At 65.2% G+C, this 18,384-nt stretch carries 16 protein-coding genes; 11 read left to right on the forward strand and 5 right to left on the reverse strand.

Annotated features, from left to right (window positions below; translation table 11 throughout):
* The first annotated feature begins 1 nt into the window (after window position 1).
* Together XH90_RS28770 and XH90_RS28775 are read left to right on the forward strand one after the other, a co-directional pair.
* Window positions 2–1,471, forward strand: a complete 1,470-nt coding sequence (locus XH90_RS28770) for a YcjX family protein (RefSeq protein ID WP_194477648.1) — start codon at window positions 2–4, stop codon at window positions 1,469–1,471.
* Window positions 1,468–2,493, forward strand: a complete 1,026-nt coding sequence (locus tag XH90_RS28775; RefSeq protein WP_194477649.1) for a YcjF family protein — start codon at window positions 1,468–1,470, stop codon at window positions 2,491–2,493. The genes XH90_RS28770 and XH90_RS28775 overlap by 4 nt, the downstream gene beginning before the upstream one ends.
* 5 nt (window positions 2,494–2,498) lie before the next feature.
* Here the strand turns inward: XH90_RS28775 and XH90_RS28780 are convergent, their stop codons facing one another.
* The gene (locus XH90_RS28780; protein ID WP_194482848.1) at window positions 2,499–4,004 is read right to left on the reverse strand and encodes a glycosyltransferase family 39 protein; all 1,506 of its coding nucleotides are present in this window, start codon (window positions 4,002–4,004) and stop codon (window positions 2,499–2,501) included.
* A gap of 418 nt (window positions 4,005–4,422) precedes the next feature.
* On the opposite strand from XH90_RS28780, the gene XH90_RS28785 reads away from it, so the two are divergent.
* From XH90_RS28785 to XH90_RS28800, 4 genes are all read left to right on the forward strand, one after another.
* Window positions 4,423–6,159 (forward strand): adenylate/guanylate cyclase domain-containing protein, encoded by a 1,737-nt coding sequence (locus XH90_RS28785; protein ID WP_194477650.1) that lies wholly within the window; start codon window positions 4,423–4,425, stop codon window positions 6,157–6,159.
* A gap of 208 nt (window positions 6,160–6,367) precedes the next feature.
* Window positions 6,368–7,567 carry a molybdopterin-dependent oxidoreductase gene (locus tag XH90_RS28790; RefSeq protein WP_194477651.1) on the forward strand — a complete coding sequence of 400 codons (1,200 nt, stop codon included), beginning with the start codon at window positions 6,368–6,370 and terminating at the stop codon, window positions 7,565–7,567.
* Window positions 7,568–7,579: 12 nt separating this feature from the next.
* Window positions 7,580–7,888, forward strand: coding sequence for a cytochrome c (locus XH90_RS28795; RefSeq protein WP_194477652.1), 309 nt, complete (start codon window positions 7,580–7,582; stop codon window positions 7,886–7,888).
* Window positions 7,889–8,084: 196 nt separating this feature from the next.
* Window positions 8,085–8,285, forward strand: coding sequence for a cold-shock protein (locus XH90_RS28800; RefSeq protein WP_008134691.1), 201 nt, complete (start codon window positions 8,085–8,087; stop codon window positions 8,283–8,285).
* 169 nt (window positions 8,286–8,454) lie between these two features.
* Here the strand turns inward: XH90_RS28800 and XH90_RS28805 are convergent, their stop codons facing one another.
* Complete coding sequence (locus tag XH90_RS28805) at window positions 8,455–8,916, reverse strand: Lrp/AsnC ligand binding domain-containing protein (protein WP_025032087.1); 462 nt, start codon at window positions 8,914–8,916, stop codon at window positions 8,455–8,457.
* A 113-nt stretch (window positions 8,917–9,029) separates the two neighbouring features.
* Between XH90_RS28805 and putA the strand changes: the two genes are divergently transcribed.
* From putA to XH90_RS28820, 3 genes are all read left to right on the forward strand, one after another.
* Entirely contained in the window at window positions 9,030–12,029 is a 3,000-nt protein-coding gene (putA, locus tag XH90_RS28810; RefSeq protein ID WP_194477653.1) for a bifunctional proline dehydrogenase/L-glutamate gamma-semialdehyde dehydrogenase PutA, read from the forward strand.
* A gap of 112 nt (window positions 12,030–12,141) precedes the next feature.
* Entirely contained in the window at window positions 12,142–13,347 is a 1,206-nt protein-coding gene (locus XH90_RS28815) for a CaiB/BaiF CoA-transferase family protein (RefSeq protein ID WP_194477654.1), read from the forward strand.
* A gap of 76 nt (window positions 13,348–13,423) precedes the next feature.
* Window positions 13,424–14,071: a glutathione S-transferase family protein gene (locus XH90_RS28820; protein ID WP_194477655.1), complete on the forward strand. Its 648-nt coding sequence runs from the start codon at window positions 13,424–13,426 to the stop codon at window positions 14,069–14,071.
* Window positions 14,072–14,074: 3 nt separating this feature from the next.
* Here the strand turns inward: XH90_RS28820 and XH90_RS28825 are convergent, their stop codons facing one another.
* The 3 genes from XH90_RS28825 to XH90_RS28835 form a co-directional block, all read right to left on the reverse strand.
* Entirely contained in the window at window positions 14,075–14,239 is a 165-nt protein-coding gene (locus XH90_RS28825) for a hypothetical protein (RefSeq protein ID WP_194477656.1), read from the reverse strand.
* Between the two features lie 28 nt (window positions 14,240–14,267).
* Window positions 14,268–15,794 carry a hypothetical protein gene (locus XH90_RS28830; protein WP_194477657.1) on the reverse strand — a complete coding sequence of 509 codons (1,527 nt, stop codon included), beginning with the start codon at window positions 15,792–15,794 and terminating at the stop codon, window positions 14,268–14,270.
* Between the two features lie 93 nt (window positions 15,795–15,887).
* Entirely contained in the window at window positions 15,888–16,874 is a 987-nt protein-coding gene (locus tag XH90_RS28835) for a hypothetical protein (protein WP_194482849.1), read from the reverse strand.
* 293 nt (window positions 16,875–17,167) lie between these two features.
* On the opposite strand from XH90_RS28835, the gene XH90_RS28840 reads away from it, so the two are divergent.
* A complete protein-coding gene (locus XH90_RS28840) occupies window positions 17,168–17,539 on the forward strand; it encodes a Crp/Fnr family transcriptional regulator (RefSeq protein WP_194477658.1) in 372 nt (123 codons plus the stop codon).
* Window positions 17,536–18,348, forward strand: coding sequence for an MBL fold metallo-hydrolase (locus tag XH90_RS28845; RefSeq protein ID WP_194477659.1), 813 nt, complete (start codon window positions 17,536–17,538; stop codon window positions 18,346–18,348). The genes XH90_RS28840 and XH90_RS28845 overlap by 4 nt, the downstream gene beginning before the upstream one ends.
* Window positions 18,349–18,384 lie beyond the last annotated feature (36 nt).

An 18,384-nucleotide genomic window follows, 5' to 3' on the forward strand; every position in this document is an offset into this window, starting at 1 on the left:
TATGGCATTCAGCTTCCAGGATATGGTCGAAGAGGCGCGCCTGTCCGCCCGGGCGCTGATCTACTATGGCGAGCACTTCTTCAACCCGACAGTACGGCTTGGTGTCACCGGCCTGTCGCGGGCCGGTAAGACGGTATTCATAACCGCGCTGATCCACGGTTTGACACGCGGCGGCCGGTTTCCGGTGTTCGAGGCCTATGCTTCGGGGCGGATCGCGCGAGCGCATCTGGCGCCCCAGCCTGACGATGCCGTGCCGCGTTTTTCCTACGAGAACCATCTGCGCGCGCTGATCGAGGAACGGCGCTGGCCGAATTCGACCGTCGACATCAGCGAACTGCGTCTCGTCATCGACTATCAGCGACAGAACGGCGCCGACCGCACGCTGACGCTCGACATCGTCGACTATCCCGGTGAATGGCTGCTCGACCTGCCCCTGCTGCAGAAGAGCTACGAGCAATGGTCCGCCGAAAGCCTGGCGCTCTCGCGCGAGACGCCGCGCGCGCATCTGGCCAAGGACTGGCACGCGCATCTTGCGACGCTCAAGCCCGAGGCACGCGAGGACGAGCAGGCAACGCTCACGGCCGCAAGGCTCTTCACCCAATATCTGCGCGCCTGCCGCGACGAGCGCTTTGCGATGAGCCTGCTGCCGCCCGGCCGCTTCCTGATGCCCGGCAGTCTCGCCGATACGCCGGCGCTGACCTTCGCGCCGCTCGACGTCCCCGTCGGCGGACAGGCTCCGGAGGGATCGCTGTGGGCGATGATGGTGCGCCGCTATGAGGCCTACAAGGACGTCGTGGTGCGGCCGTTCTTCAGGGACCACTTCGCCCGGCTCGATCGCCAGATCGTGCTCGCCGACGCGCTTGCCGCATTCAATTCCGGACCCGAAGCGCTACACGATCTCGAAGCCGCGCTATCAGGCATTCTCGACTGCTTCCACATCGGCCGCAGCACGTTTCTCTCCAGCCTGTTCAGGCCGCGCATCGACCGCATCCTGTTCGCGGCGACAAAGGCGGATCATCTGCATCAGTCCAGCCACGACCGGTTGGAGGCGGTGCTGCGCCGCGCCGTCACCCGCGCGGTCGCGCGTGCGGAAGATACCGGCGCGCAGATCGACGTCGTCGCGCTCGCCGCCGTCCGCGCCACCCGCGAGGCGCAGGTCGCGAATGGCCGCGACAAATTGCCCTCGATCCTTGGCACACCTGCCGCCGGCGAGAGTGCCAACGGCGAGTTCTTCGACGGCAGCACGGAGGTCGCGACCTTTCCGGGCGATCTGCCAGATGATCCCGAGCCGCTGTTCAACGGCACCGAAGCGTTCCGAGGCCTCGCGACGGAGGTCGCCGAAAGAAGCGATTTTCGGTTCCTGCGCTTCCGCCCGCCCAGGCTCGAACGCGACGGGACGAATGAGCCCGCGCTGCCTCACATCCGCCTCGACCGTGCCCTGCAGTTCCTGATCGGAGACAAGCTCGCATGAACGACCGATCGAAGCCACGGCGGCCGGCGACGTTCCGGCTGGACAATCCCGATGTCGTCGTGACCGAGGCCGACGAGACCAACCGCCTCAGCCGCGCCACCATCCAGATCACGCCGGAGCCAGATCCATCGACCTTGCCGGTGCCGATTGAAACGGCGCTTCCGGCGCGGCGCCGCTTTCCCTGGGGCACGCTGTTCTGGTCCGGCCTCGCCGGCCTGACGCTGCTCGGCACCGGGCTCGGCGTTGTCAATCTGATCGAAGATCTGTTTGCGCGCAGCGAAACGCTCGGCTTCGTCGGCATTGCCTTCGCCTTCGTCACCGCGCTTGCGCTTGCGGTGGTGATCGGGCGCGAGGCGCTTGGGCTCGCGCGTCTCGCGACGATCGAGAGGCTGCATCAGCGTGCAGCCGCCGTTCTTGCCAGCGACGACCGCAAGGAGAGCCGCGCCATCGTGCAGGATCTCCTGAAGATCGCGCACCAGAACCCGCAGCTCGCACGCGCCCGCGCGGCGCTGGAGAGCCACACCGGCGAGATCATCGACGGCGCCGACATGATCCGGCTCGCCGAGCGCGAGTTGATGTCGCCGCTGGATGCGGAGGCGCGACGGCTGGTGTCGTCGGCTGCGCAAAAGGTCTCGATCGTCACGGCGGTGAGCCCGCGCGCCGCGATCGACGTGATCTTCGTGTTCGTCGCCGCGTTGCGCCTGATCCGTCGGCTCGCTTTTCTCTATGGCGGCCGTCCCGGCGCGCTCGGCATGATCCGCCTGCTTCGCCACGTCATCGCCCATCTCGCCATCACCGGCGGCATGGCCGCCAGCGACAGCCTGGTGCAGCAGATGCTCGGGCACGGGATCGCAGCAAAGCTGTCGCAGCGACTGGGTGAAGGCATGCTCAACGGGTTGCTGACGGCGCGGCTGGGCCTCGCCGCAATCGACGTCACGAGGCCACTGCCCTTCGCGGCTCTCCCGCCGCCAAAGCTGTCGGATCTCGCGACGGATCTGCTGCGGAGGAAGGAAGAGGAGTAGGGGCGTCAGGCGAGCGGACGCGCTTCAAGTTCCCCCGCCAGCACGCGCCACTGGAACAACGGCGAGTCCTTCGGCGGCGAAAGCTCCGGGGTCCATCCGGTGAGCTTGTCGAGCGTGTACGTATCGATCAGGACGCCGCGCCAGCGGCGCTCGACTTGCGCCAGTGGCGCGCGCGTCGCGGGGATCTGCGCCCACAGCGACGAGTGATCGTCGGGCTGGCGACCGATATAGAGACCGGCGTGTCCGCTGATCCTGTCCATGCCGGGATCGCGGAAATCCTGGAAACGGCCGCGTTCGTTGATTTCGACCACGGGCACACGGCCCCTGAACAGCCAGCGCATCATGGCATAGGTGCGGTAATCCGTGGTCGCAATCCAGGTCGCACCGGTCTCGTCCAGCGCGACCTGCGCGCGCGCGGCGACCTGGTCGTAGCCGGCCTCGGCGCCGATCGGATCCATCTTGCCGAGCAAATTCCAGGGCGCGGCGACATAATAGAGGAACACGATCAAGACGAAGGCGATGCCCGACACCAGTGCCGTGTTCACCCAGAAGATGCTCGAGCGGATCGTCCGCGACGACCAGCCTTCCTTCGGCAGTGCCGTCAGGTTCGTCGCAGCAGCAGCGAAGCCGACCGGCCACATGAACATCGGCCAGGTGTCGCCGACCCTGAGCGTCAGCGACTTGAAGAAGAAGTAGAGGAACGGCACCAGCACGGCCGTCGACAGCAGGATCGCTACCGGCTCGCGGCAGCGATAGCCGCGCCAGGCCGTCATGACGAGCCCCGACAGCACCACCGGCAGCAAGACGAAACCGACGAGGCCGAACTGCAGGCCGATGTAATCGCCGATGGTGCGCAGCGAGATGCCGTAATTGGCGGTCGCGCGCACACCCTGAAAACGGAACGAGGCCCAATCATGCTGCGCGTTCCAGATCAGCACCGGCGAGAAGACGGCGATCGCGACCAGCACCGCCAGATACGGATAGGGGCTGCGCAGCCAGCGCCAGCGCCAATTCGGTACCAGCAGGAACGCGGCGACCGCCGGTGCGAACATGATCGCGGTGAATTTCGACAGCAGTGACAGGCCGCCGAACAGTCCGGCCGCGAGCCACCAGCGGCCATCGCCGCTTTGCGCCAGCCGCACCAGCGTCCACATCATCGCCACCGCAAACGGGATCATAGCGACATCGGGCGCCACCTTGGCCATCAGCAGACCGTAGTAGAGCGCGGCCTCCGGCATCAGCACCGCAACCACGATCGCGCGCACATCATGGGTGAGGCGGCGAACGATGTCGGCGAGCAATAGCTGCGTCACCAGCATCGCCACGATGCCGCCGAAGCGGACACCGAGCACGGTGTCGCCGAAGATCGCCGTGCCGAAACGGATCAGCCAGGCGATGCCCGGCGGATGATCGAGGAAACTCAGCGCGCCCTCCTTCGACCAGGTCCAGTAGTAGGCCTCGTCGGTGCGAAGCTCGATCGCGGAGGCATAGACGATGCGCAGAACCGTCATCGCGGCGATCACCAGCACGGCCACGACGAGCAGCCGGCGCGATGCGCGGTCGGGTTTCACGGTGATGTCGGGAGCGATCGTCACGGCCGCGCTTTTCCCCGACTTGGGAGGGCGAGTCAATGTGGCGGGTGATGCGTCATATTTCAGTGTCGTTCAGGGGCGCGACGTAGTCGCGAGCCCGGGGTCCATACCCCCAGGGAGCGGTTGTGGCACGAGATTGTAGCCATGCGCGTCTTCGTCAAACTACTCCCTCCGGCTAAAGGTCCTGGATCTGCGCGCGCCTGAGGGCGCGCTTGTCCGGCACGACAGGAGAGTGTGTGGCGGCGGGTGTCCCGCGCATGTGATCGGAGGGGGCGTCTATCCGCGGAATTTAACTCTCCGCTGGCTGTTCTCCTCAGTGAACTGGTACAAGCGAATCATGGCCACGACCGCCCTTTCACGATTGCCCGAACTCGTGCGCTCGACCAGCGCGCGGCAGGTGAGGCTGGTCTGCGGCGTCATCCTGTTCTCTTACGTGATCAGCCATTTCCTCAACCATGCGCTCGGCAACATCTCGGTCGATGCCATGCAGATCGGGGTCTATTACCACACGACGTTCTGGCAGTTTCTCCCTGTCGCGATCGTGTTCTACACCGCCGCCCTCACCCATATGGGGCTCGGCGTCTATGCGCTCTACCAGCGCCGCCAGTTCCGCTGGCGGACGATCGAGCCGATGCAGCTCGTACTGGGACTGAGCATCCCCGCGCTGGTGATGGCGCATGTGATCGGCGTCCGGCTGGGCCAGACCCTGTACGGGCACGAGAAGCTCTATCCGCAGGAGCTCTATCTGTTCTTCGTCGCAGCGCCAGGCCGGCTCTGGACGATGACGACCCTGCTCATCGTCGCCTGGGTGCACGGCTGCATCGGCATCTACTTCTGGCTCCGGCTGAAACCGTTCTTCACCCGAGCGGCACCGTATCTGCTGGCAGCCGCCGTGCTGATCCCGACGCTGGCGCTGCTCGGCATCTACCAGGGCGGCCGCAGCACCGCCGCCGACAGCGACGACGGCGAATGGCGCACGCACAATCTCACCCAGCGCCAGGTCGGCTCGGTCGCAGAGGCCGACATGCTCGATCGCATCACCGGCGGGCTGACCATCGGCTATGTCGGCCTGCTCGGCCTGGTGCTGCTCGGGCGCGGCGTGCGCGGCTGGCGGGAACGGCGCGGCGGCATGATCGCGCTGTCCTACGGCAACGGCAAGACCGTGCGCGTGCCCAAGGGGCTCTCCGTGCTGGAAGCGAGCCTGCGCCACAACGTGCCGCATGCCAGCGTCTGCGGCGGCCGCGCCCGCTGCTCGACCTGCCGCATCCGCATCATCGGCGACCACGGCATGCTGCCCGAACCATCGCAGCGCGAGGCCTTCGTGCTCGCTCGCGTCGGCACCGCCGATCCCTCGATCCGCCTCGCCTGCCAGCTGCGGCCGAACGCCGATCTCTCCTTCTTCCAGCTGTTCATGCCGCACATGCTGTCGGCGAACGCGCACGCGTCCTCGCCCGCAAGGATCGGCCAGGAGCGCTACCTCGTCAGCCTGTTCGTCGACATGCGCGGTTCGACGCAGCTCGCCGAGAAGCGGCTGCCGTTCGACACCGTCTTCATCGTCAACCGCTTCCTCGGCGCGGTGTCGCAGGCCGTGATCGAGAATGGCGGCCAGCCGAACCAGTTCGTCGGCGACGGCATGCTGGCGCTGTTCGGCCTCTCCAGCGATCCGCAAGAAGCCTGCCGGCAGGCGCTCAAGGCGGTCGCCGGCATCGCGACCCATGTCGACGAACTCAACGAACTCCTCAGCCACGATCTGCGCCAGCCGATCCGCTTCGGCATCGGCGTCCATGGCGGAGAGGTCATCATCGGCGACATCGGCTATCGCGACCACATCGTCTTCACCGCGCTCGGCGATGCAGTGAACGTCGCTGCGCGGCTCCAGGACATGACCAAGACGTTCGCCTGCGAGGCGATCGTCTCCGAAGAGGTCCGCCGCACCGCCGGCCTTGAGGAGGACGCGCTGCCGCAGCAGGAGGTCGCGATCCGCGGCCGCGACGAGCCGATGGTGGTGCGCGTCATCACCGACACCAGGACATTGTCCGCCCTGATCGCCCGCGGCGAGCGCGTCGCAGCGTAACGCGAGCCACCCGCAAGGGGCGCTCCCTTTCCCGCGAACGGGAGAGGTGAAGAGAGAAACAACTCGCGTAACACCGGCCTGTTGCAGCGCAGCGGCATGGGCTTGCTGCGAAAGCACGAATTGACTTCAACCAAATGGTCGAGACAGATGAGCGCAGGTCTTGCGGTGATGACCGCGAGCCAACGAAAAGCTCCGGGAGGAGACCAAGATGTTCGACCGACGCGACCTGCTCAAAGGAGCCGGCCTTGCCGCCATGGCGGCCACACTGAATTCCACCAAGGCACTGGCACTCGACACCGTCACCCTGCCGATCGGCAATGGCGAGCGACCGCTGGTGAAGTACCCGCAGAAGCGGCCGATGATCGGCCTGACCAGCCGGCCGCCGCAGCTCGAGACGCCATTCGCGGTGTTCAACGACGGCCCGATTACGCCGAACAATGCGTTCTTCGTGCGCTATCACCTCGCCGGCCTCCCTTACGATCTCGACCCCGACAAGTTCACGCTCGACATCAAGGGCAAGGTCGACAAGCCGCTGAAACTGTCGCTGAAGGATATCCGCAAGATGAAGGCGACCGAGATCGTCGCCGTCAACCAGTGCTCCGGCAACAGCCGCGGCTTCTTCGAGCCGCGCGTTGCCGGCGGCCAGCTCGCCAATGGCGCGATGGGGAATGCACGCTGGCGCGGCGTGCCGCTGAAGACCGTGCTCGACATGGCCGGCGTTCAGGCCGGAGCGAAGCAAGTGGTATTCGGCGGTATGGACGGACCGGTCAGCGACAAGACGCCGGACTTCGCCAAGGCGCTGGATCTCGCGCACGCCACCGATGGCGAGGTGATGCTGGCCTATGGCATGAACGGCGACGATCTGCCGTTCCTCAACGGCTTCCCGCTCCGCCTGATCGTTCCAGGCTATTACGGCACCTACTGGGTCAAGCACCTCAACGAGATCACCGTCATCGACAGCGTCTATGACGGCTTCTGGATGAAGGGCGCCTATCGGATTCCGGACACGCCCGACAATTCGATCGAACCCGGCACGACGCCGAAGGCGACGATCCCGATCAACCGCTTCACCATCCGCTCCTTCATCACCAGCGTGACCGATGGCGCCAAGCTGAAGGCTGGACGCACGATGCTGCGCGGCATCGCCTTCGACAGTGGCAAGGGGATCAAGGACGTGTCGGTCTCCACCGATGGCGGCAAGAGCTGGGTTCCGGCCAAGCTCGGCAAGGATCTCGGCAAGTACTCGTTCCGCGAATGGAAGCTGCCGGTGAAGCTTGCGGCCGGTCAGGTCGAGCTCAAGGTGCGCGCCACCAGCAATTCCGGCGAGACGCAGCCGGAGACGCCGCGCTGGAACCCGGCGGGTTATTTGCGCAACGTCGTCGAAACCGTCCGCGTCAGCGTGGCCTGAGGGAGAATGATCATGCAGCGCACCGTTCTCCTCGCCATCGCATTGGCCGCCGCAGCAGCAAATGGTCCCGTCCTTGCCGCACCGGTCAACTACAAGACGCCCGATGAGGTCGCAGCCTTCAAGCCCGGCCCCAATCTCGAAGTCGTGCAGGGCAATTGCGCCGCCTGCCACTCGTCCGACTACATCGCGACGCAGCCGCAGATGAAGGACAAGAAAGCATTTTGGCAGGCGGAGGTGACCAAGATGATCAAGGTCTATGGCGCACCGATCGACGATGCCGACGTCGGCAAGATCGTGGACTATCTGGCCGCGACTTATTGACGGTGTACAGGCCAATTGACCGCGAAACGGGCAAAACCGGCAAAAACGCCGCGAAGTTGAGCGAATTTCAGGGAAATGCGGATGTGGTTTGATCTACCAAGCCCGCCACATTCCGCGTATCCTATAGGACCGAACCGGCCGGTTGGCGGGGACTGGCGGTTCGTGATCTCGGAGGAAGACCCGCGGAGAAGTCGTGATGGCTAAAGGTACGGTCAAGTGGTTCAACCCGACCAAGGGTTATGGATTTATCCAGCCTGCGTCGGGCGGCAAGGATGTGTTCGTGCATATCTCGGCAGTGCAGAAAGCCGGCCTGTCCTCGCTCAACGAGGGACAGACGGTGGAATATGAAGAGATCGCAAACCGGGGCAAGACCTCCGCAGAGAACCTCAAAGTATAAGCCCGTCAGCGTTTGCTGCCTCCCGGATCTGCTCCGGGAGTGAGGCCAAAAAAATTTAGAAGACGATCAGTGCATTCGACGACAGGCGTTGCGATTGCGCGAAGAGGGCTATTTGCCTAGAGAGATCGCCGATCAACGCCGCAGCAATGACAATCGCGACCGCATGTGGTCAGCCCACCGGCAACGGTGCGTCGCGCTTGATCTCCTCCATCACCGCATAGGTGCGCGTCTCGCGCACACCCGGCATCGACAGCAAGGTCTCGCCGAGGAAACGCCGATATGCGGTCATGTCGGCCAGCCGCGCCTTGACCAGATAGTCGAAACCGCCTGCAACCATGTGACATTCCAGCACTTCGGGCGCGAGTTTCACCGCGCGCGCAAAGCGCTCGAAATTGTCAGGCGTGGTCTTGTCGAGCAGCACCTCGACGAACACGAGCAAGCCAAGGCCCAACCGGTGCGGATTGAGCCGCGCCCCATAGCCTTCGACGAAGCCCTCCCGCTGCAGGCGCTTCAGCCGCTCGCCGATCGAGGTCGGTGACAGCCCGATGCGCTCGGCCAGTTCGACATTGGCGATTCGTCCATCCTCCTGCAGAATTGAGAGGATTTTCCGGTCAGTTCGATCAAGTTCCATATTTTATACGGTCCATATGTATAAGATATTCATTTTCTAAGGCAAAATGGCTATCTTGTCTATCGAACTACGGTGATGCGGGCTTTATCCTGACTTCAACCACAGGACATGCCATGCCGAACATCCCGCCTCCCTTCTCCGCGCCCTACGCTCCCGATGATGCCGACATCGCGGCGCGGCTGTTTCCATCAGCGCATCTCGCCTCGCCGCAGGAAGCGCGGATCGACCGCACGGCGACAAGGCTGATCGAAGCGATCCGCAAGCGCGACGACAGGCTCGGTGGGGTCGAGGACATGCTGCGCGAGTTCGCGCTCTCGACCAAGGAGGGCCTCGCGCTGATGGTGCTGGCCGAGGCTTTGCTGCGCGTGCCCGATGCCCGCACCGCCGACCAGTTCATCGAGGACAAGCTCGGCGAGGGCGACTTCATCCACCACGAGACCAAATCCACCGCGTTCCTGGTCAACGCCTCCGCCTGGGCGCTTGGCCTGTCGGCGCGGGTCATCCAGCCCGGCGAGACGCCCGACGGCACTATCGGCCGCCTGGTGAAGCGGCTCGGCGCGCCGGCGGTGCGCACCGCCACGCGCCAGGCGATGCGGTTGATGGGCAATCATTTCGTGCTTGGCGAGACCATCGAGCAGGCGCTCGAGCGCGGCAAGCCGCGCTCCGGCCAGAAGCCGCGCTATTCCTTCGACATGCTCGGCGAAGGCGCCCGTACGGCTGACGACGCCAAGCGCTATTTCGACGCCTATGCGAGTGCGATCGAGACGATCGGCAAGGCGGCCGGCAACCATCCCCTGCCCGACCGCCCCGGCATCTCCGTCAAGCTCTCGGCGCTGCATCCGCGCTTCGAGGCGATCAGCCGCGACCGCGTCATGGCCGAGCTCGTGCCGCAGCTGCTGGGCCTCGCCCGGCGCGCCAAGGCGCATGACCTCAACTTCACCGTCGATGCAGAGGAGGCCGACCGGCTGGAGCTGTCGCTCGACGTGATCGCGGCAACGCTCGCCGATTCCTCGCTCAATGGCTGGGACGGCTTCGGGCTGGCGATCCAGGCCTATCAGAAGCGTGCGAACGCCGTGATCGACTACATTCACGAATTGGCCGGCGCGCATGATCGCAAGCTGATGGTGCGGCTGGTCAAGGGCGCCTATTGGGACACCGAGATCAAGCGCGCGCAGGAGCGCGGGCTCGACGGCTATCCGGTGTTCACCCGCAAGGCGATGACGGATCTGAACTACGTCGCCTGCGCCTCGAAACTCTTGGGCCTGCGGCCGCGCATCTTCCCGCAGTTCGCGACCCATAACGCCCTCACGGTCGCGACCGTGCTGGAGCTGGCGGGCGACAGCGGCGGCTTCGAATTCCAGCGCCTCCATGGCATGGGCGAAGCGCTCTACGAGCAGCTTGCCAAGGATCACCCCGACATCGCCTACCGCACCTACGCGCCGGTCGGCAGCCATCGCGATCTGCTCGCCTATCTGGTGCGGCGCCTCCTGGAGAACGGCGCCAACTCGTCCTTCGTGGCGCAGGCGGCCGACTATCGCGTCCCGGTCCCGGCGCTGTTGAAGCGTCCGGTCGATCTCATCGTCCGTCCCGATCGCGCACATCACGCCAGGATTCCGATGCCGGGCGATCTCTTTGCGCCGGAACGGCATAATTCAGCTGGCATCGAGTTCGGCGAGCGCGCGGCACTCGACCGGTTGCTCGCCGACGTCAAGGCCGCGACGCCCGATCTCAAGCCGGTCGCGGACGCGACGCCGAGGCAAGCGGACGCCGCGATCAGGGCGGCCCGCGCGGGCTTTGCCGGATGGAGCCGGACACCGGCGGGGACGCGCGCGGCGGCATTGGAGCAAGCCGCGCATCTGCTGGAGAGTCGCGGCGCACACTTCATCGCGTTGCTGCGAGCCGAAGGCGGCAAGACGCTCGATGATGCGCTCTCCGAGCTGCGCGAGGCCACCGATTTCTGCCGCTATTATGCAGCGCAGGGCCGCAAACTGTTCGGAAGCGAGGTCGCGATGCCGGGCCCGACCGGCGAGAGCAACGCGCTCGCCATGCGCGGCCGCGGCGTCTTCGTCGCGATCTCGCCGTGGAACTTTCCGCTGGCGATTTTCCTCGGTCAGGTCAGCGCCGCGCTGATGGCCGGCAACAGCGTCGTTGCAAAGCCCGCGGAGCAGACGCCGCGCATTGCGCGCGAGGCTGTCGCGCTGCTGCACGAGGCCGGTATCCCCACGAGCGCTCTGCATCTCGTCACCGGCGACGGCCGCATCGGCGCCGCGCTGACCGCGCACACTGACATTGCCGGCGTCGTCTTCACCGGGTCGACCGAAGTTGCACGTCACATCAACCGGACTCTGGCCGCCAAGGATGGGCCGATCGTGCCGCTGATCGCCGAGACCGGCGGCATCAATGCCATGATCGCGGATGCGACCGCGCTCCCCGAGCAGGTCGCCGACGACGTCGTCACCTCGGCGTTCCGCTCCGCCGGCCAGCGCTGCTCGGCGCTAAGGCTGCTGTTCGTGCAGGAGGACGTCGCCGACCGCATGATCGAGATGATCGCGGGTGCCGCACGCGAGTTGAAGATCGGCGATCCCGCAGGTGTCGCGACCCATGTCGGCCCTGTTATCGACACTGATGCCAAGCAACGGCTCGATGCGCACATCGCGCGGATGACGAGCGAGGCACGGCTGCACTTTGCCGGCATCGCACCAGAGGGCTGCTTCGTCGCCCCACACATCTTCGAGCTCAAGGACGCCGGCCAGCTCACCGAGGAAGTATTCGGCCCGATCCTGCACGTGGTGCGCTACCGCGCCGAGACGCTCGGACACGTGCTGCAAGCGATCGAGCGCACCGGCTATGGGCTGACGCTCGGAATCCACTCCCGCATCGACGACACGATCGAGGCCATCATCGACCGCGTCCAGGTCGGCAACATCTACGTCAACCGCAACATGATCGGCGCCGTGGTCGGCGTGCAGCCGTTCGGCGGCAACGGCCTGTCCGGAACCGGCCCCAAGGCCGGCGGCCCGCACTATCTCGCCCGCTTCGCCACCGAGCAGACCGTGACCGTCAACACCGCCGCGGCCGGCGGCAATGCTGCCCTGCTCGCAGGCGAGGCGTGAGTCCCGCCGCGAGCCGTTGCATCCCGCCGAAACATCGGTCTAATGCCTCCGCGAGTGGCCCGCGAAAATTCCAGCAAGCGGGAAACAACAAGAGCGAGGGAGCAACGCCGCGATGGAAAAAGGCATTTTTGCAGGGCTCAAGGTTCTGGACTGCGCGAGCTTCATCGCGGCGCCCGCGGCCGCGACCGTGCTGTCCGATTTCGGCGCCGACGTCATCAAGATCGAGCCGCCCGGCGCCGGCGATCCCTATCGCAACCTGCCGAACCTGCCCGGCTATCCCACCGGCGAGCACAATTTCGCCTGGCTGCTCGAGGCCCGCAACAAGAAGAGCCTCGCGCTCGACCTCTCCAAGCCGGAGGCGCAGGCCGTGCTCTACAAGCTGGTCGAGGAGGCCGACGTCTTCATCACCAACATGCCGCCGCCGGTGCGCGGCCGGCTCGGCATCAGCTATGACCATCTCGCCCACCTCAACGACCGGCTGATCTACGCCTCCTTCACCGGCTACGGCGAGAAGGGCGAGGAGGCCAACAAGCCGGGCTTCGACAGCAACGCCTATTGGGCGCGCTCCGGCCTGATGGACCTCGTCCGCGCCGACATCGATACGACGCCGGCCCGCTCGGTCGCCGGCATGGGCGACCATCCCTGCGCCATGGCGCTGTACAGCGCGATCGTCACGGCGCTGTATCAGCGCGAGAAGACCGGCAAGGGCTCGCATGTCGCCTCCAACCTGATGGCCAACGGCGTCTGGGCGGCGAGCGTGCTGGCGCAGGCAAAACTCTGCGGCGCCAAGTTCGGCGAGCGGCGTCCGCGCGAGCGCGCGCTCAATGCGGTCGCCAACCACTACCAGTGCAAGGACGGCCGCTGGCTGATCCTGTCGCTGCTCAGCGAGGAGAAGCAGTGGCCGACGCTGGCCAAATGCCTCGGGCGCGAGGACCTGATCAACGATCCGCGTTTCGCCACCAAGCCCGACCGCCACGCCCGCTCGATCGAGCTGATCAAGATCTTTGACGAGACCTTCGCCACCAGGGACCTCGCCGAATGGCGCAAGATCCTCGACGGCAACGGCCTGGTGTTCGGCATCGTCGGCATTCTGGACGACATCCCGAACGACAAGCAGATGCTCGACAACGAGGTGCTGGTGCCGTTCGAGAACGACACCATGCTCACCATCAACTCGCCGATCTGGATCGACGGCACCAAGAAGGTGCGGCCGCGCAAGCCGCCCGGCGTCGGCGAGCACAGTGACGAGATTTTGCGTGGCGCGGGATACGACGAGGCCGCGATCAAGCAGCTGCGGGCAAAGGGCGCTGTGGGGTAAGGGGCGCTCGCACAGCAATGACGATGCCGCACCATCGCGGTATCGTCTCACGGCCATGATCGTCTCGTGAGGTCCCATGCCCCTCTATCGCCTGCACTACTTCCCGGAATCCGGCAACAGCTACAAGCTGGCGCTGATGCTGACGCTGTGCGGCGAGACGTTCGAGCCGGTGTGGACCGATTTCGGCGGCGGCGTCACGCGCACGGCGGAATGGCGCAAAGCCGTGAACGAGATGGGCGAGATACCTGTCCTCGAGGTCGACGGCGTGAAGATGACGCAGACGGCCCCTCTTCTGCTCAAGCTTGCCGAACAGTACGGCCGCTTCGGCGCCGCAACGGAAGACGAAAAATTCGAGCTGCTGCGCTGGCTGTTCTGGGACAACCACAAGCTCACCGGCTACATGGCGACCTATCGCTTCATGCGGGCCTTCACCGAGAGGAACGATCCGCAGGTGCTGAAGCACTTCCGCCGGCGGCTCGACGACTTCCTCGGTATTCTCGACGGACACCTCCAGCACAGCGCCTTCGCGATCGGAGCCAAGCCGACCGTCGCCGATATCTCGATGATGGCCTATCTGCACTATCCTGTTGACGAGCACGGCTTCGATTTCGCGGCGAGCCATCCCGCCATCCACGCCTGGCTCGACCGCATGGCGGCGCTACCCGGCTGGAAGCCGGCCTACGAGTTGCTGCCCGGCAAGCGGATGACGAACTACGCGAAGTGAGGGCTACCTCAGCGCCAGCCAGCCGAGCGTGAACAGGATGCCGCCGACAAGGACGACGACCGCGATAGCGGAGGTGCTGACGCGGATGCTCCCGGCCACTTGCCTGGCTTCCTCATTCTGCGCGATCTCGCGATTGCGCTCCTTGTTGGCGTCGCTGGTGTCCGTCATGGATCATCCAAAATCGGTTGGGGCGGGCCTACCGCGTCTTGATGAAGCACATGCCAATGCGGCTCGAAGCCGCCGCAGCCTGACAGGTGAGACCCTTGGCACAGGTCCATGACGTAAAACTCTTATCGGCCGTTCCCGATCCCGCGTTTTGCAGGGAACAATGGGCGCCCCAGCCGTCCTGATACTCGGTGCCGGCGAGTTCACGGCTGCCGCGGGTTTGCGGCCGGCTGGCGAATCCACGTGAGAAATCAGGGCGTTTGCCGGCGGCAAAGGCGGTCAGGATGTCACGGCGGCGGGGCTGGTCGCCAAAGAAGTGCGGCGAGGCCGGCACGATGGTAGAATTCGACGCGTTCTCCGTCAGCCAGTCCACGCCCGGGAAATGAAAGCCGCCGATGCCGCGGGTCTGGTGGCAGCCGGCGCAGGTGACGTCGTTGAGGCGACGTTGGAAGCCCGCGACCGAGCGAATGTTCTCCATGGTGATGCCGCGCGCCGCCGCATGGTTCAGCGCGCCGACGACATCCTCGTCGGTAAAGACGGGTTCGCCTTTGCCATCCCCTTGCATCATCCCGAACTCCGGCTGCAACGTCGAGGCGTCCAGGCCTGCAGGTGTCGGCGCCACCGCAGCCTTGGCGAGATACTTCTCCGGGATCAACACCGTGCCACGATCGAACGCGCGAAAATTCGCGGGCGTCAGCAGCCAGGCCTTGAAGTCGCGCCTGAGCGCTTCATCGGCAAGGATGCGGTCGCGGTCGATCTGGTTCTCCAGCGTCGATTCCACGAACGTTTTCGTGGCGGCGTCGTATTTGAACACCTTGAGGAGATAGTCGGAGCGGAAATCGTGCAGCGCCGACTTCGGCGCGATCGATATCTGGATGTTGGTTTCGATGCGGTCGATCATTGCGTCATAAGGCGCGGAGCGGCTACCGATCAGAGCCTGCCAGTCGCCATTATCGAGCCAGCGCCGCGCGACCTCTGCGCAGGTGACGGGCTTGCCGTTCGCGTCGGTCTGGCGCGCATCGCGCGCCTTCATCACCAGGTTGAACGTCATCGGCAGGCGCGTCGCAGTGTCGCTGGTGTCGAACCGCGCGAGACGATAGATCAGCCGGATCTCGCCGCAGGACTCTTCCGACACGTAGGCGCGATCCATGCGGTTGACGATGCCTGCCAGCACGAAACGCGTGTTGGCAGAATTAAGACTGGCCCTATCGAACAGCTGGACGTCGAAACCCTCGCCGACGCCGATGGTCTCGCTGGGCCAAGCCCGTTTGTGCCGCGCGACGTAGCGATCGAACTCCGCATCGATCGCCGGCAGGATGTCCTCGAGTTGCGGCAGCGACGCGAACAGCACATCATTCGTCAGGGGGGCATTCGCGTTGCGCTCCGGCTGCAGCAGCCGCGAGATCGAAAGAGCATCGCTCCGGTCGAGCTTGCGCAGCAGATCGGGATCGGTGATCGCGGTGCCGCGCACGAGCGGCGCGTTCTCTGCTGCCGAGAGCGACATGACGCCGCCCAACAATGGAATCGCAGTCAGGAGAATTCGCAGCGCGCGGCTCATGCCTCCACTAACACCGCTGACGACGGCCTATTCAAGTCAAAAGGCGCTTCACGCGGTGGTGAAGCGCCCTTTCGAAAGTCGGATATCGACCGCCTAGCGCGCGACGATCAGGCCCCTTGGAGTGACGACGACCCAGCGGCCGTCCTGACGGCGGATCGCATCGACACGGCCGACGCCGGGGATGGGATCGCCCGCATAGACTTCGTAAAGGCCGCCCCGGCCCTCGATCAGCGCGCCGCCATTCGCGACGTCGCGAAGCCTCCAGCCGTCGATCGTCGGCAGGCGGCCGACTTCGGTCTTGGGGGCGGGCGCAGGTGCCGGCGCGGCAGCGGCCGTCGCGACCTGGGTCGGGGCCGGTGCTGCGATCGTGCCGGTGGTTTCCTTCGCGGACATGGCGGCTGCCGCTTGAGCGGGAGTTGCGGGCGGCGTGGCGCGGAGCTTCTCAACAGCCTCGGACAGCTTTGCGATCTTGGCCATCGGTTCGGCCTGCGCCTTCTCGAGCTTCTCGAGACGGTCGTTGGTCCGGTTGATCTGGCTGAGGCCGTTCTTCGACGTGTGCTCGACATTGGCCTTGAGCGCGACGATGTCGGAATCGATCCGGGCAACGGACGCGTCCAGCGCGCTGGTATCGGCGACCTGCGAGGGCGCCGGGCTGGCGAAGTGCATCATGCCGGCGGTCGCGAGCGCGCCGCTGATGGCGCCGACGCAGGCCGCGATTGCCACCACCGCGGCCATCGCCGACATGCGGCGCTTGCTCTCGGTGTCCCGCACTTCGTCGGCCTTCACATGCGGGGCAAACTCTTCGCGGTCCCAGGACCGCTCCGAGGGCGCCATCACGATGAGCTTGCCGGGCTTCGGTTCGGGCTTGGTTTCGGCCAACGGTGCGGCGCTGATCCTGGGCACCTCGATCCTTGAAGCCTCGATCTTTGGCGGTTCGACCTTCGGAGCGTCTGCTTTCGGTGGCGCCTCATGGTCGGGAGCAATCGAAGGGGCCTCGATGCCGGCAGCAGCCTCGACGGCCTGCGGCGCGGTTGCTGCGACTGCGTCGGCGGCAGTGTCTTGGCCGGCCAGTTCGGGCATGGATTCGCTCACGGCTCAAATACTCCAGTCTAGGTTGACCTTTTGGTAACTTTCATTGCTTGCGAATTCCTTACCTCGGGACCCGCTTACCGAAATTTTAGGAACTCGTCCGAGGCCGAATTGGGTCGGGAAAGTGGAACCGGCATGGCGGCGTGCAACAAATTGTCAGCCGATGCTGCCCTGCGGTAGACCACGCGTCTTAGCCGAAGGGTTTGTTTGCCCGCCATTGTTCCCCGGTTAACATGGGCCGTCCCGTCAGCCAGAAGGGCTCCGGGAGGCCCTCAGGGGGTACCATGGCGATCGAGAAATGCATCAACGCGTTTGGTGTCGATGACGTCATCTTCGAGGAGGGCTCGACCGGCCGCGAGCTGTTCGTCGTGCTCGACGGCGAGGTCGAGATCGCCAAGATCGACGGCGGGCGCAAGATCAGCATCATCAAGCTCGGCAGAGGCGAGTTCTTCGGCGAGATGGCCGTGATCGACGGCTCGGCCCGTTCGGCGACCGCGATCGCCTCGGCCCCAGACACGCGCGTGATGCGGATCAACCACGCGCGCTTCGTCTATCTCGTCAGCCAGCAGCCGGCGTTTGCGCTGATGGTGATGGACGCGCTGTCGAAGCGCCTGCGCGCGTCCAACGCCGTCACCTACCGGGCAGCGCAATCATGAGCGAGCGCAAGCCGACGGCTTTCCCGATCCTGATGAAGAACGACACCTGCTCGCTGATCCAGGCCGCCGATGACGTCTATCAGATCCGCTTCTCCAACCGCGCCGCCAACGCCTATCTGGTGCGCGGCTCGGCGCGCACCATCCTGATCGATGTCGGCTTGTCCTCGAACTATCCGGCGATGGTGGAGTGCCTGAACTTCGCCGGATGCCCGCCCGAGAAGATCGACATGGTGGTGCTGAGCCACGAGCATCTCGACCACATCGGCGCGGCTTGGCACTTCAACGAGCGCCGCACCTATGTGGCCGCCCATCGGCTCGCCGCCAACAAGATCATGCTGCGCGACGATTTCTCGATGCTGCGAAAAATGTTCAACGAGCCGAACGTGCCGATCAACATCGACATCTGGCTCGAGGAAGGCAATCTGATCGACCTCGGCAATTTCCGCTTCAACGTGATGTACACGCCGGGCCACACCTCGGCTTGCATCACGCTGTTCGACCAGGACAAGGGCCTGCTGTTCGCGGCCGACACCTTGATGCCGGGCGGCGTCATGGGCGGCGTGTTCGGCTCCGGCAGCATCGCCGACTACATCCAGTCACTGGAACGCATCAAGGGACTGAACGCGAAGATCCTGCTGTCGGGGCATGGAAGGCTGTCCGACACGCCGCAGGAGGACGTACGCACAGCGATTGCGCGGTCGCACGGCCTGCTGGAAGACACCGCGCAATTGTTCGACGCGCTGGACGCACGCTCGAACTTCGAGCCGATCATGCAGTCGGTGCGGGATTTGAACAAGCTGGATGACTAGAGGCGCAGTGCCCCCACGGCGTCGGCCCGGCGCGGG

It is taken from the genome of Bradyrhizobium sp. CCBAU 53338 (assembly GCF_015291665.1).
In the GTDB taxonomy this organism is placed as follows: Bacteria; Pseudomonadota; Alphaproteobacteria; order Rhizobiales; family Xanthobacteraceae; genus Bradyrhizobium.

What these genes read in the sequence shown, in the direction of transcription:
- XH90_RS28770 (WP_194477648.1), top strand. Translation starts at nt 2, where the DNA reads ATGGCATTCAGCTTCCAGGATATGGTCGAAGAGGCGCGCCTGTCCGCC.
- XH90_RS28775 (WP_194477649.1), top strand. Translation starts at nt 1,468, where the DNA reads ATGAACGACCGATCGAAGCCACGGCGGCCGGCGACGTTCCGGCTGGAC.
- XH90_RS28780 (WP_194482848.1), bottom strand. Translation starts at nt 4,004, where the DNA reads ATGACGGTTCTGCGCATCGTCTATGCCTCCGCGATCGAGCTTCGCACC.
- XH90_RS28785 (WP_194477650.1), top strand. Translation starts at nt 4,423, where the DNA reads ATGGCCACGACCGCCCTTTCACGATTGCCCGAACTCGTGCGCTCGACC.
- XH90_RS28790 (WP_194477651.1), top strand. Translation starts at nt 6,368, where the DNA reads ATGTTCGACCGACGCGACCTGCTCAAAGGAGCCGGCCTTGCCGCCATG.
- XH90_RS28795 (WP_194477652.1), top strand. Translation starts at nt 7,580, where the DNA reads ATGCAGCGCACCGTTCTCCTCGCCATCGCATTGGCCGCCGCAGCAGCA.
- XH90_RS28800 (WP_008134691.1), top strand. Translation starts at nt 8,085, where the DNA reads ATGGCTAAAGGTACGGTCAAGTGGTTCAACCCGACCAAGGGTTATGGA.
- XH90_RS28805 (WP_025032087.1), bottom strand. Translation starts at nt 8,916, where the DNA reads ATGGAACTTGATCGAACTGACCGGAAAATCCTCTCAATTCTGCAGGAG.
- putA (WP_194477653.1), top strand. Translation starts at nt 9,030, where the DNA reads ATGCCGAACATCCCGCCTCCCTTCTCCGCGCCCTACGCTCCCGATGAT.
- XH90_RS28815 (WP_194477654.1), top strand. Translation starts at nt 12,142, where the DNA reads ATGGAAAAAGGCATTTTTGCAGGGCTCAAGGTTCTGGACTGCGCGAGC.
- XH90_RS28820 (WP_194477655.1), top strand. Translation starts at nt 13,424, where the DNA reads ATGCCCCTCTATCGCCTGCACTACTTCCCGGAATCCGGCAACAGCTAC.
- XH90_RS28825 (WP_194477656.1), bottom strand. Translation starts at nt 14,239, where the DNA reads ATGACGGACACCAGCGACGCCAACAAGGAGCGCAATCGCGAGATCGCG.
- XH90_RS28830 (WP_194477657.1), bottom strand. Translation starts at nt 15,794, where the DNA reads ATGAGCCGCGCGCTGCGAATTCTCCTGACTGCGATTCCATTGTTGGGC.
- XH90_RS28835 (WP_194482849.1), bottom strand. Translation starts at nt 16,874, where the DNA reads ATGCCCGAACTGGCCGGCCAAGACACTGCCGCCGACGCAGTCGCAGCA.
- XH90_RS28840 (WP_194477658.1), top strand. Translation starts at nt 17,168, where the DNA reads ATGGCGATCGAGAAATGCATCAACGCGTTTGGTGTCGATGACGTCATC.
- XH90_RS28845 (WP_194477659.1), top strand. Translation starts at nt 17,536, where the DNA reads ATGAGCGAGCGCAAGCCGACGGCTTTCCCGATCCTGATGAAGAACGAC.